The organism is Streptomyces sp. HP-A2021, assembly GCF_022807935.1.
Classification (GTDB): domain Bacteria; phylum Actinomycetota; class Actinomycetes; order Streptomycetales; family Streptomycetaceae; genus Streptomyces; species Streptomyces afghaniensis.
Window position 1 is genome coordinate 5,074,055 of record NZ_CP094344.1, and the last position, 12,089, is coordinate 5,086,143.

Annotated in this window: 12 protein-coding genes and 1 tRNA gene; 4 read left to right on the forward strand and 9 right to left on the reverse strand. The window is 70.7% G+C overall.

Annotated features, from left to right (window positions below):
• Positions 1-6 precede the first annotated feature (6 nt).
• The 3 genes from MQE23_RS22795 to MQE23_RS22805 all read left to right on the forward strand — a co-directional run bounded on the left by MQE23_RS22795 (position 7) and on the right by MQE23_RS22805 (position 1,446).
• Positions 7-726 (forward strand): ABC transporter permease subunit, encoded by a 720-nt coding sequence (locus tag MQE23_RS22795; RefSeq protein WP_020274320.1) that lies wholly within the window; start codon positions 7-9, stop codon positions 724-726.
• A gap of 102 nt (positions 727-828) precedes the next feature.
• Complete coding sequence (locus MQE23_RS22800) at positions 829-1,083, forward strand: hypothetical protein (RefSeq protein ID WP_020274319.1); 255 nt, start codon at positions 829-831, stop codon at positions 1,081-1,083.
• A 275-nt stretch (positions 1,084-1,358) separates the two neighbouring features.
• Positions 1,359-1,446 (forward strand) — tRNA-Ser (locus MQE23_RS22805).
• Between the two features lie 21 nt (positions 1,447-1,467).
• Here MQE23_RS22805 and MQE23_RS22810 read toward each other — a convergent pair.
• The 9 genes from MQE23_RS22810 to MQE23_RS22850 all read right to left on the reverse strand — a co-directional run bounded on the left by MQE23_RS22810 (position 1,468) and on the right by MQE23_RS22850 (position 11,351).
• Entirely contained in the window at positions 1,468-2,274 is an 807-nt protein-coding gene (locus tag MQE23_RS22810; RefSeq protein WP_020274317.1) for an HAD family hydrolase, read from the reverse strand.
• Positions 2,271-3,548: a serine--tRNA ligase gene (gene serS, locus MQE23_RS22815; RefSeq protein WP_243380091.1), complete on the reverse strand. Its 1,278-nt coding sequence runs from the start codon at positions 3,546-3,548 to the stop codon at positions 2,271-2,273. The genes MQE23_RS22810 and serS overlap by 4 nt, the downstream gene beginning before the upstream one ends.
• Before the next feature lie 519 nt (positions 3,549-4,067).
• Positions 4,068-5,000, reverse strand: coding sequence for a prephenate dehydratase (gene pheA / locus MQE23_RS22820; RefSeq protein WP_020274315.1), 933 nt, complete (start codon positions 4,998-5,000; stop codon positions 4,068-4,070).
• 61 nt (positions 5,001-5,061) lie between these two features.
• Complete coding sequence (gene efeB, locus MQE23_RS22825) at positions 5,062-6,351, reverse strand: iron uptake transporter deferrochelatase/peroxidase subunit (RefSeq protein WP_243380093.1); 1,290 nt, start codon at positions 6,349-6,351, stop codon at positions 5,062-5,064.
• Positions 6,352-6,357: 6 nt separating this feature from the next.
• A complete protein-coding gene (locus tag MQE23_RS22830) occupies positions 6,358-8,370 on the reverse strand; it encodes a copper resistance protein CopC (protein ID WP_243380094.1) in 2,013 nt (670 codons plus the stop codon).
• 13 nt (positions 8,371-8,383) lie between these two features.
• Positions 8,384-8,866: a copper chaperone PCu(A)C gene (locus tag MQE23_RS22835; RefSeq protein ID WP_020274312.1), complete on the reverse strand. Its 483-nt coding sequence runs from the start codon at positions 8,864-8,866 to the stop codon at positions 8,384-8,386.
• Positions 8,863-9,516 carry an SCO family protein gene (locus MQE23_RS22840; protein ID WP_020274311.1) on the reverse strand — a complete coding sequence of 218 codons (654 nt, stop codon included), beginning with the start codon at positions 9,514-9,516 and terminating at the stop codon, positions 8,863-8,865. Before MQE23_RS22840 ends, MQE23_RS22835 begins: the two co-directional genes overlap by 4 nt.
• A 92-nt stretch (positions 9,517-9,608) precedes the next feature.
• Entirely contained in the window at positions 9,609-10,349 is a 741-nt protein-coding gene (locus MQE23_RS22845; protein ID WP_243380095.1) for a YcnI family protein, read from the reverse strand.
• A gap of 186 nt (positions 10,350-10,535) precedes the next feature.
• Positions 10,536-11,351, reverse strand: coding sequence for a hypothetical protein (locus MQE23_RS22850; RefSeq protein ID WP_243380097.1), 816 nt, complete (start codon positions 11,349-11,351; stop codon positions 10,536-10,538).
• A gap of 224 nt (positions 11,352-11,575) precedes the next feature.
• On the opposite strand from MQE23_RS22850, the gene MQE23_RS22855 reads away from it, so the two are divergent.
• Positions 11,576-12,046 (forward strand): ATP-binding protein, encoded by a 471-nt coding sequence (locus MQE23_RS22855; RefSeq protein WP_020274308.1) that lies wholly within the window; start codon positions 11,576-11,578, stop codon positions 12,044-12,046.
• Positions 12,047-12,089 lie beyond the last annotated feature (43 nt).

Below are 12,089 nucleotides of genomic sequence, written 5' to 3' on the forward strand. Positions count from 1 at the left end.
GCCCTGATGTACGACCCCACAGTCGCCCGGCTCACTTACCGGGCCCTGCTCGGCCGGCGCCGGGCCCTCATCCTCGGAGCCCTGCCGCTGCTGCTCATCGCCATCTCGGTGGTGGTGCGTTTCCTCGCCGGGGCGGACGACCAGACGGCGGCGGACCTGCTGGGCGGCCTCGCCCTCGCCACGATGGTGCCGATCATCGGCGTCATCGCCGGAACCGGCGCGATCGGGCCGGAGATCGACGACGGCTCGGTGGTGTACCTGCTGTCCAAGCCGATCAAACGCCCGGCGATCATCTTCACCAAGCTCATCGTCGCGATCGCGGTGACGATGGTGTTCTCCGCGGTGCCGACGCTCGTCGCGGGCTTCATCCTGAACGGCAACGGCCAGCAGATCGCCGTCGCCTACACGGTGGCCGCACTGGTCGCCTCCATCGCGTACGCGGCCCTGTTCCTGCTGCTCGGCACGGTCTCCCGGCACGCGGTGGTGTTCGGACTCGTCTACGCGCTGGTCTGGGAGGCCCTGTTCGGCTCCCTGGTGCCGGGCGCCCGCACGCTGAGTGTCCAGCAGTGGGCGCTGGCCGTGGCCCAGAAGGTCTCCGGCGGCGACCTGGTGACCTCCGACGTGGGTCTCACCACGGCGACGGTGCTGCTGGTGGCCGTCACGGTGCTGGCCACCTGGTACGCCGGTCAGAAGCTGCGCTCGCTGACCCTCGCCGGCGAGGAGTGACGTGCCCCGGCCCTGACGGGGCCTTCACCCCCGTCAGGGCACACTGAGCGAACGGTAAGTAGGGATATCGCACGGAAGTCGGACGGCTGGGAGGGGACGGGGATGGCGGGCGAGAGGGCACAGTACGACGACCGCGGGCAGTCGGGATCCGGGTCCGGAGACGACGCCTGGGACGACCTCGTCCTGGACGACGACTTCATACGCTCCGCCGAGACCTCCGAGCCGTCCGCCCGCGCCCGGATGCTCGCCGCGCGCTGGCGGCGCGAGGAACCGGAGCCGCAGCCCTGGCGCTCGGACGAGCCGCCTGCGGGCTGGTTCTTCAGCAAGGCCCGGCGGCGCAGGTGGCGCAAGCGCTGACCGACCCCGTCCGACCGCCGATTTAATCGGTGGCGTCCTTTTCGCCCGGCAGGCAGAGTAGTCGTGTCCCTGCCGGGCGATCAGTCCGGCGTCACGTTCTGGGAGAGGAGCCGGACGATGTCCATGCACGGCAGTACGTCCAGCTCCCTTCAGGGCAGCCCGCGGCGGGTTCCGGAGTAATCGCTACCCCTCCGTAGAGCCCGCCCCGCACGGGGAGCTGCCCGGGGCGGCCGCTTCGAGCACGCGAATCGCACGTCGCGTGAGGCCGCCCACCCGGAGGATTGGCCGAGTGGTAAGGCACTGGCTTGCTAAGCCATGGTCGGGCCTGGAAAGCCCGCGCACGTTCGATCCGTGCATCCTCCGCCGCACACGCGACACGAAGGCTCAGCCCAGCAACCGCTCCAGCACCACCGCGATCCCGTCCTCCTCGTTCGAGGACGTCACCTCGTCGGCCACCGCCTTCAGTTCCTCGTGGGCGTCCGCCATCGCGACACCGTAGGAGGCCCAGGCGAACATCGGTATGTCGTTGGGCATGTCGCCGAAGGCGATCGTGTCGGCCGCCTTCACCTTGAGCCGGCGCGCCGCCAGGGACAGGCCGGTCGCCTTGGACAGGCCCAGAGGCAGGAGTTCGACGATGCCCTCGCCCGCCATGACGACGCTGACGAAACCGCCGGCGGTGCGCGTGGCCGCTTCGCACAGCTCGTCGTCCGAGAGCGTCGGGTGCTGGATGTACAGCTTGTTCAGGGGCGCGGTCCACAGGTCCGACGCGTCCGTGAACGGCGTGGCGGGCAGGTTGCCGTGGGCCGCGTAGCCGGGGCCCACCAGCACCTCGCCGTCCAGGCCGTCACGGCTCGCCGCCAGGTACAGTGGGCCGACCTCAGCCTCGATCTTGGCCAGCGCCACCCCGGCCAGCTGCCGGTCCAGCGTCACCGACGTCAGCAGCCGGTGGGCGCCGGCGTCGTACACCTGCGCACCCTGGCCGCAGACGGCCAGCCCCTGGTAGCCGAGGTCGTCGAGGATGTGCCGGGTCCATGGGACCGCGCGGCCGGTGACGACGATGTGCGCCGCACCCGCCGCGGTGCCCGCGGCGAGCGCGTCACGGGTGCGCGCCGACACCGACTCGTCGGAACGCAGCAGCGTCCCGTCGAGGTCGGTGGCGATCAGCTTGTACGGGAAACCGTCGGTGGTCACTTGGCCACCGGCTCCAGGACCTCCCGGCCACCGAGGAACGGACGCAGCACCTCGGGCACGCGCACCGAGCCGTCGGCCTGCTGGTGGTTCTCCAGGACCGCCACGATCGTGCGCGGGACGGCGCACAGCGTGCCGTTGAGCGTGGCCAGCGGGCGGACCTGCTTGCCCTCACGGACACGGATCGACAGGCGGCGGGACTGGAACTCGGTGCAGTCCGAGGTCGAGGTCAGCTCGCGGTACTTGCCCTGGGTCGGGATCCACGCCTCGCAGTCGAACTTGCGGGACGCCGAGGCGCCCAGGTCGGCGCTCGCCACGTCGATCACGCGGTACGGCAGCTCAAGCGAGGTCAGCCACTGCTTCTCCCACTCCAGCAGCCGCTGGTGCTCGGTCTGCGAGTCCTCCGGGGCGACGTAGGAGAACATCTCGACCTTGTCGAACTGGTGCACGCGGAAGATGCCCCGGGTGTCCTTGCCGTGCGAGCCGGCCTCGCGGCGGAAGCAGGGCGAGAAGCCCGCGTAGCGCAGCGGCAGCTTGTCGGCGTCGAGGATCTCGTCCATGTGGTACGCCGCGAGCGGGACCTCGGACGTGCCGACCAGATAGAGGTCGTCGTCGGCGAGGTGGTAGACGTCCTGGGCGGCCTGGCCGAGGAAGCCAGTGCCCGCCATGGACTGGGGGCGCACCAGGGCCGGGGTCAGCATCGGCGTGAAGCCGGCCGCGGTGGCCTGGGCCATCGCGGCGTTCACCAGGGCGAGCTCCAGCAGGGCGCCCACGCCCGTCAGGAAGTAGAAGCGCGAGCCGGAGACCTTGGCGCCCCGCTCGACGTCGATCGCGCCGAGGATCTGGCCGAGCTCCAGGTGGTCCCTGGGCTCGAAGCCCTCGGCGGTGAAGTCGCGGATCGTTCCGTGCGTCTCCAGCGTGACGAAGTCCTCCTCGCCGCCCACGGGCACGTCCGGGTGGACGAGGTTGCCGAGCTTCTGGAGCAGCTCCTGGGTCTCGGAGGCCGCGGCGTCGCGCTCCGCGTCGGCGGCCTTGACGTCGGCGGCGAGCTGACCCGCCTTCTTCAGCAGCTCGGCCTTCTCCTCCCCGGAAGCCTTGGGGATGAGCTTGCCGAGCGCCTTCTGCTCGGCGCGCAGCTCGTCGAAGCGGACGCCGGACGACCTGCGCCGCTCGTCGGCAGACAGGAGGGAGTCGACGAGCGCGACGTCCTCTCCACGGGCGCGCTGCGACGCGCGCACACGGTCGGGGTCCTCACGGAGCAGGCGAAGGTCAATCACGCGCCCAAGGCTACCGGTGTGGGGTGACCACCCACGACTCACTATTCCGGGCGTGGCTTACGTACCGTTATGGAGGAATTGCGCAGTGTGTCAATAAACCGACCACCTCTCCCCGGAACGAGGTATCCGCAAGGCGTGGCATTGACTCGAATCCCTTGTGGGGAAGGGGACTTGGGGCTCGGTTGTCCACAGGGATCCATGCCCGGCGAAAAGTTATCCACAGGCTGTGTGGAAGATCTGTGGACTTCGGAATTGATCACTCCGGAAGGCCCTGCCAAGCCGAAGAATTCCCGAGACAAACCCGCCCTGCCTTCACTTTCGAGTGGAAATGGGTCACCCCGAAGAGTTACGCAAGGGAAAACGGTGGACGAAGGGTGACCTGCCGGTCGATGGACACATCAGGGGCCTGTAGGGCGATTTGTCGACTGACTCATGCTTCGCTGTCGACTTGTCCCCAGGTCGAGAAGCAGGGCTGTGGATAACTTCTGTGGATAACGACAATCAGCAGGTACGCCCGGCCTAGAACCGGCCGTCCTGGCACCGCGCCACCCAGTCCGCCGCCGCCACGAACTCGTCGTCCGACGTCCCCAGCCGCGGCGGCTGGACATCCCCCGGCTGCATGTCCGCGCGCGGATAGGAGCCGAGATAACGCACCTGGAGGCAGATCCGCTTCAGGCCCATCAGGGCCTCGGCCACCCGGCGGTCGGAGATATGGCCCTCGGCGTCGATGCAGAAGCAGTAGTTGCCGATGCCCGCGCCGGTGGGCCGGGACTGGAGCAGCATCAGGTTGATGCCGCGGGTGGCGAACTCGCCCAGCAGATCGCGCAGGCCGCCGGGGTGGTCGTCGCGCTGCCACAGCACGACGGATGTCTTGTCCGCGCCGGTCGGTGCCGCGGGCCGGGCGGGCCGGCCGACCAGCACGAACCGCGTCTGGGCGTTCTCCGCGTCGTGGATCCCGGTCTCCAGGGCCTCCAGGCCATAGCGAGCGGCCGCGAACTCGCCGGCGAAGGCGGCGTCGTACTGGCCCTCCTGGACCAGCCGGGCGGCGTCCGCGTTCGAGGCGGCCGACTCCCAGTGGGCGTCCGGGAGGTGCTTCTTCAGCCAGTTGCGCACCTGCGGCTGGGCGGCCGGGTGGGCGGAGACGGTCTTGATGTCCGACAGCTTGGTGCCGGGGCGGACCAGTAGCGCGAAGGTGATCGACAGCAGCACCTCGCGGTAGATCATCAGCGGCGCGCCGGCGACGAGCTCGTCGAGGGTGGTGGTGATGCCGCCTTCGACGGAGTTCTCGATCGGCACGAACGCGGCCTCGGCCTCGCCGGCGCGTACCGCGTCGAGCGCGGACTGGACGGACACGTACGGGATGAGTTCCCGGGTGGCGGCCTCGGGAAGCGTGCGCAGGGCGACTTCGGTGAAGGTGCCCTCGGGGCCGAGATACGCATAGCTCGCTGGCATGACCTCACCCTAATGGGACCGCGGAAGCGCTATTCCCCAAAGTCCGCCCAGAGATGAACTCTCACCCCTCCAGCAACTTCTGCCCCACGTACTCGCCCTCCGTGGCCCCACCGGGCACCGCGAACAGCCCGCTCGACTCGTGCCGGATGAACTGCGACAGGGCGTCGCCGCGGTCGAGCTTGCGCTGCACCGGCACGAAGCCGCGCAGCGGATCGGCCTGCCAGCAGATGAAGAGCAGGCCCGCGTCCGGGACGCCGTCCGGGTCGATGCCGTCGTGGAAGGAGAACGGGCGGCGGAGCATCGCCGCGCCACCGTTCTGGTCGGGCCGGGTGATCCGGGCGTGGGCGTTGATCGGGACGACCAGGTTGCCCTTGGCGTCCGTCTTCTCCAGGTCCATCGCGGTCGTCTCGGTGCCGCCGGACAGCGCCGCCCCGTCGGCCTTGCGGCGGCCGATCACGTCCTCCTGCGCCTTGACGGAGAGCTTCTCCCAGTCGTCGAGGAGCATGCGGATACGGCGTACGACGGCGTAGGAGCCGTTCGCCATCCAGGCCGGTTCGCCCTTCTCGGGCACGAAGATGCGCTGGTCGAAGTCGGGCTCGGACGGTTTCGGATTGCGGGTGCCGTCGATCTGGCCCATCAGATTGCGGGCCGTCATGGGGTGGGCGGTGGCGCCCGGTGAGCGGTTGAAGCCGTTCATCTGCCAGCGGACCCGGGCCGCCGAGCCGGCGTCCTTCTGGATCGCGCGCAGGGCATGGAAGGCGACGAGGGCGTCGTTGGCACCGATCTGCACCCAGAGGTCGCCGTTGCTGCGGTTCTTGTCGAGGTGGTCGGAGGAGAACTCGGGCAGCGGGTCCAGGGCGCTCGGACGCTGCTTCTCCAGGCCGGTCCTGCCGAAGAAGCTGTGGCCGAAGCCGAAGGTGATCGTCAGCGACGAGGGTCCGGCGTCGCGGGCCACGTCGGTGTCGTCGTGCGCGCTCGGCTCGCCCGCCATCAGCCGCCGGGCCGTCTCCGACCAGCGGCGCAGCAGGGCGGCGGCTTCCTTGCGGCCGGCGCCCGTCGCCAGGTCGAAGGCGACGAGATGGCCACGGGCCTGGAGGCCGTCGGTGATGCCGGGCTGATGTTTCCCGTGAAACATCGCCCGGCCGGTGCCGAGCGAGGTGAGCGGAGCGGCGGCATCGGAGGGCGCGGCGGCGTATCCGACGGCCGCGCCCGCCGTGCCGAGCACGAGCCCGGTGGCACCGGCGGTGCCGAGCAGGCGTCGCCGTGAGATGCCCTCCTGGGCAGCGGCCGCTTCGGTCTCCCCCGGGACGGTGCCGGGGGTACGGGCTTTGGGAATGGACTGGTCAGCCATGGTGGTTCAGCCGATCTGCGCGTTCTTGGAGACGGTCACCTCGTCGATGTCGGAGGTCCGCACGGTCACGTCGACCTTCCAGTCGCCGGCCATGGGGATCTGCACTCCGTTCGCCGACCAGTGTCCGGTTGCGATGTGGTCGGGGACGACGGGCAGCGGCCCGATGTCCTTGGCCTTGAGGGTGAAGTCGACCTTCACCTCGGGGATGTCGAAGGCCCGGCCGTTGGGCCGCTCCACGTAGATGTGCATCTCGTTGTCGCCCACGCGTGCGGGGTCGAGGTCGACCGTGACGATGCCCTTGCCGTCCTTGCCGCCGGTGTCGAAGGGCATGTTCAGGGTCAGTGCCCCGGACGCGCCCGTGTCGGGCGAAGTGGACGCGGAGGACGGGGTGGCGGCCTTGGCCTCCTGCTCCGTGCGTCCCGGCTCGGTCTGCGTGAGAACGGTGGTGACGGCGAGCAGGACGACCGCGATGCCGGCCTCGGCCAGCACGGAGCGGCGCAGGCCGAAGCGGTTCGGGTCGGCGTCTCGGAGCCGCTTCTGCCGGGCGGCGTCCCGGGCGGCCCGCTGCCGGGCGAGCTGCGCGGCCCGCTCGGTGTCGGCGGGCTCGGGATCAGGCTGGTCACCGGTGTCGGCGCCGGCCTCTGTGTCCGTGCCGGTCCGGTCGTCGCCGGTCCCGTCGGGCTCGGCGTCACCGGCAGTGACACCGGAGGCATCGGCCCCTGCTTCGCCGGAGGCAGCGGCCCCTGCCCCGACCCGTGCCTTCTCCCGCTCCGCCGGTGCCGGCACCGTTTCCGCCAGCCGCCCGGTCCACCGGCGTGAGATCCATGCGACGCCGACCAGGACGGCCACGAGAGCGATCTTGGCGAGGAGCAGCTGTCCGTAGCGGGTGTCGGTGAAGGCCGTCCAGGAGCCGAGCTGGCGCCAGGACTGGTACGTCCCGGTCGCGATCAGCGCGAGGACGCTGCCGAAGGCGACTCGGGAGAAACGGCGTACGGCCGACGCGTCGACGGGCGCGTCGGCGGGCGCCCGGTACAGGGCGACCAGCAGTGCGCCAAGCCCGCCGAGCCACGCGGCGACGGCGAGCAGATGGAGGACGTCGACCGGCATGGCGATGCCCGCCTGGAGCCCGACCGAGGCGTGCTCGGACATCGCCCAGCTCGCGGCGAGCCCGGCCGCCACGACGACGCCGCCGATCGCGAGCCCGAAGGTCAGGTCCCGCTTCTCCTGGGCATCCTCGCGCTTGTCGTACGCCCCGAACAGTACGGCGATGAACAGCGCCGCCGCGGCGAGCAGCAGCAGCCGGGACACCAGGGCCGCGCCGGTCTTGGTCTCGAGTACCTGCCCGAGCAGGGACAGGTCGAAGACGTCGGCGACCTTCCCGGAGCCGGTGAAGGAGCCGCGCAGGAGCAGCAGGGCGAGGGTGGCGGCGGTGAGCGCGAGCCACCCGGAGACGACGAACCGCTGCACGGGCCGCACTCCGGAGCCGCGGGGCCAGCAGGCGAGCACGAAAGCGGCGCCGCCGGCCATCACGATGAACCCGGCGTAGGACACGTACCGCCCGAAGCCGTACAGCCAGCCGACCACGCCGTCGTCGGTCGATTGCCCGGAGACCGACACGGACGTCTTGGACGGGGCGCCGATGGAGAAGGTGTAGGCACCGGCGACGGGATGGCTGTCCGCGGACACCACCTGGTAGGCGACCGTGTAGGTGCCGTCGGGCAGGCCGGAATGGAGCCGCACGGCGTAGGTCGTGCCGCTGACGTTGGACGGCTCGCCCGCGTCGACGCGCTTGCCCTCGGGGTCGAGCACGCGCAGCGAGTCGCCGGACATGGCGACCTGCTCGGAGAAGGTGAGCGAGATCCGGGCCGGGGCCTTGTCGACCACCGCCCCCTGCGCGGGATCGCTGCCGGTCACCGCGGCGTGCGCCGAGGCCGGACCGGCTCCGGCGAGGAGTGCGCAGGCCGCGGCCAGGAGCAGCAGCACCATGGTCCGGACGCGGGGGGCGATGGTCTGCGTCACAGTGGTCCCTCCCTCAGTGTCCGGTCTTCGGGTTGTAGGTCGCCGACTTCACCGGCATCTCGACCTCGACCGGGCCGGAGTGGGCGAAGTGGAGCTCGACGGAAACCGTCTGACCTTCCTTCGGCTTGCGCTTGAGCTGCTCGAACATCAGGTGGTTGCCGCCGCTCTTCAGCACGAGTTCGCCGTGGGCGGGGACCTTCAGGCTCTTGACCTCCTGCATGGCCGAGCCGACGGTCTCGTGCACGGTGACCTGCCCGGCGACGTCGCTGGTGACCGAGGTCAGCTCGTCGGCGGCACCGCCCTTGTTGGTGACGGTGAAGAAGCCGGCCGCCATCTCGTCGGAGACGGGCTGCGGCATGTACGCGGAGCCCACGGAGAGTTCCGCCTTGCCGCTCCCGGAACCGGAGTCCCCGGATTCCGAGTCCGAGCCGCCGCAGCCCGCCAGGGTCAGTGCCCCGGCTATGACGAGGGCCGCCGGGCCGAGTCGCCGCCTCACGGGTTCTCCCCCTTGGCGATCTCGGGGAGGTCCTTGGTGTAGTCGTCGACGGTGGCGTCCTCGCCGTAGAGCACATAGCCGCCGTCGGTCTTCGGTGAGAAGGCGATGACCTGGGTGCCGTGCTCGGAGACGATCTTGCCGTTCTTGTCCTTGTGCGGCGGATCGATGGAGATGCCGAGGGTGCGGGCGCCGGCCTGGATGGTCGCGAAGTCGCCGGTGAGGCCGATGAACTGCGGGTCGATGCCCTTGAGCCACTTGCCGAGCTCGGCCGGCTTGTCGCGGTCCGGGTCGGTGGTGACGAACACGACGCGCAGCTCGTCCTGCTCGGCCTTGGGCAACTGCTTCTTGGCCACGGCGATGTTGCTCATCGTCGACGGGCACACGTCGGGGCAGTGGGTGTAACCGAAGTAGATCAGCGTGGGCTTGCCCTCGGTCTCCTTGCGGAGGTCGTACTTCTTGCCCTGCGTGTCGGTGAGGACCAGGTCCGGCTTCTCGAACGGCTTGTCGAGGACGGTGGCGGCCTTGTCGCTGCCGGCCTGCTCCGACACGACGGCGACGGGCTTGTCGCTGTCGTTGCCGCTGCCGCAGGCGGTCAGGGTCAGGGAGGCCGCAGCGAGCAGAGCGGCCGCGGCGAAGGTCTTGGTGCGCATAGAAAAATGTCCCAGATGTCGGTGACCCGGCGCGCACCGGGGTGCCCCGCCCGTGGCGGGAACCCGGCGCGCGCCGTGCAACGGAAACGGCGTCAGGCGTTGGTGCGCCGACGCCCGGCCAGCACGCCGTAGGCGACGCCCGCCGCGCCGACCACGATGCCGACGATGCCCAGGACGCGGGCGGTGGTGTCGGTGCCGCTGGAGGAGGTGGAGTCGGCGGAGGTGTCGGCGGAGGCCTTCTCGGCCGACTTGGCGTCGGAGGCCTCGTCGCCCGAGGACGCGTGGTGCCCGTCCTCGGAGGCGGCGGACAGCTCCAGCACCGGGGCCGGGTTGTCGGGCTCCTCCTGGCCTTCCTGCGGCACCTCGATCCAGCGGACGACCTCCTTGTTGGAGTACGTCTGGAGGGCCTTGAAGACCAGCTGGTCGGTGTCCTCGGGCAGTTGGCCGATCGAGAGCGGGAACTTCTCGAAGTAGCCGGGCTCGATGCCCTTGCCGTCGGCGGTCCAGGTGACCTTGGTGACGGCCTCGGAGATCTTCTCGCCGTGCAGCTCCAGCGGCTTGTCCAGCTTGGACTTGGTGACGTCGATCTTCCAGCCGGGCATCGGCTCCGGCATCACCGAGGCCAGCGGGTGGTCGGTGGGGAAGGTGACCTCGAGCTTGGTGGTCGAGGCGTTGTCCCGCTCGTTGGGGACCTTGAAGTCGACGACCGCGTAGCCGCCCTTGGCTGCGGCGCCCTCGGGCTGCACGCTGACGTGCGCGAAGGCGGGGACGGACAGGGCGAGGACGGTGACACCGGCGGCGGCACCGGCCGCTGCGATACGGGAAGCCTTCATGGAAGGGAGCACTCCGCTGTGAGTCGGGTCGGGGCGTGAAAGGGAGACGCACACGCGCGCGGACCGCACGACGGCGGCCCCCCTCCAAGCCGTCCGAATCATCCGAGTCATCCGAGTCGAGCGAATCAACTGGATGTAACGGATCAAGCGGATCGTACGAAAAGGCGGAGTGGTGGTCGCGTCGCGTCAGGCGGCGAGGGCGAGTGCGGATGCACGAGCCGTGGCGGCCGGCGGGCCGCGCCGGATCACCGTGTGCTGAAGTGCGGTCGTGCGCGGCATCGCCGGCGCGGGCCGCACGGCGTGCACGGGGCGCGGACAGGCCTCCGGAGCTCCCGGCAGCCCGGCGCGCAGGGCGCGCACCAGCGCGAGCGCGGCCCGCAGGGAGCGCACGAGCGCCCCCTCCGTGACCCCCTGCGCCGACAGTTCGGTGAGCCGCAGCAGGGCCAGATCGCCGTGGCGCAGCAGCCAGCCGGCGGCGATCGCCGCCAGGACGTGGCCGAGCAGCATCGGCAGGGACGGCCACAGGGAGGCCGGTGTCCCGGCGTCCGCCGGCAGATGCGTGTGCGCACCCGTGGCCGGCTGGAGCCGGGCGTCGGTGAGGATCTTGTGCGCCTGCGCCGGGCTGATCGCCGCCGCCGTCGTCCCGCACACCAACCGCGCGGCCTGCTGGACCAGTGCGGCGTCACTCGTGCCCGCGGGCACCGACGATGTGGCGGCGGCCGTACCGTGCTGACCGAGTCCGAACAGCGTGTGCAGCACCGTCTGGCCGGCCGCGAGCAGCGCCGCGATCCCCGGCAGCGAGCGCACGCGCCCGGCGAACGGCGCCGCCACGGCGAGCACTCCGAGGAACCCGGCGCCCAGCGTCCACAACGGAATGCCGTCGCAGGAGGCGAGCGCGTGACCTGCCCCGGCCAGCACGACACAGACCGCGGCGAACACCGCGGCCCGCAGGATCCGGAGCGTGAGTCCGGAGCGCGTCGCGCACGCGTGGGGGGCAGTCATGGCGGGCTCATCATCGCACTGGCCACCCAGGCCTCGTGCGGCAGGTCCGCAAGATGCCGAACGACCGGAACGTCACTCTCTGGCCCCAGCCGTCCCCCCACATACACCGATCAGGGCTAGGGCGCATCCGCCGTATGGGCGGTGTCACGTCAACTTCACGCTTACATGCGGGGACTCAGGGCAATACGTAACGGTATGTCGAGCCGCGGCCAGGAGGCTGGAGCATGAGCATCTGGTGGTCACTCCATCTGCGGCGCGAAGCTGCGAGCGTGCCGCTCGCCAGGCGCCTTCTGATCGGCACGATGGAGACCGCAGGCGTCGATCCCGATATCTCCTACGACCTCTCCGTCGCCCTCAGCGAGGCCTGCGCGAACGCCGTGGAGCACGGTGGGGACACGGCACGCGGCGGCCCCGGTTCTGAGGCGTACCGGGTCACGGCGTACCTCGACGGCGAGAAGTGCCGGATCGAGGTCGCCGACGCGGGCCCGGGATTCCCCGCGGCGTCCGCCGGCCGGTCCCGCCCGCCGATCCGGCCCGCACACACCGACGCGGAGAACGGCAGAGGGCTGTGCCTCATCGAGCAGCTCGCCGACCACGTCCACATCGGCAACAAGCCCGGCCGGGGCGGGGCTGTCGTGAGCTTCGACAAGGTCCTCAAGTGGCGCGAGGACGCCGCGCCCCTGATGGCGGTCTGACCTCCGCCGACGCCTAATCGGCTCGGAGGCGGTGTTTCACGTG

Excerpts from the sequence above, each read along its gene's own strand:
- MQE23_RS22800 (WP_020274319.1), top strand. The coding sequence starts at position 829 with ATGGCGGGCGAGAGGGCACAGTACGACGACCGCGGGCAGTCGGGATCC.
- MQE23_RS22850 (WP_243380097.1), bottom strand. The coding sequence starts at position 11,351 with ATGACTGCCCCCCACGCGTGCGCGACGCGCTCCGGACTCACGCTCCGG.
- efeB (WP_243380093.1), bottom strand. The coding sequence starts at position 6,351 with ATGGCTGACCAGTCCATTCCCAAAGCCCGTACCCCCGGCACCGTCCCG.
- MQE23_RS22840 (WP_020274311.1), bottom strand. The coding sequence starts at position 9,516 with ATGCGCACCAAGACCTTCGCCGCGGCCGCTCTGCTCGCTGCGGCCTCC.
- pheA (WP_020274315.1), bottom strand. The coding sequence starts at position 5,000 with ATGCCAGCGAGCTATGCGTATCTCGGCCCCGAGGGCACCTTCACCGAA.
- MQE23_RS22795 (WP_020274320.1), top strand. The coding sequence starts at position 7 with ATGTACGACCCCACAGTCGCCCGGCTCACTTACCGGGCCCTGCTCGGC.
- MQE23_RS22855 (WP_020274308.1), top strand. The coding sequence starts at position 11,576 with ATGAGCATCTGGTGGTCACTCCATCTGCGGCGCGAAGCTGCGAGCGTG.
- MQE23_RS22845 (WP_243380095.1), bottom strand. The coding sequence starts at position 10,349 with ATGAAGGCTTCCCGTATCGCAGCGGCCGGTGCCGCCGCCGGTGTCACC.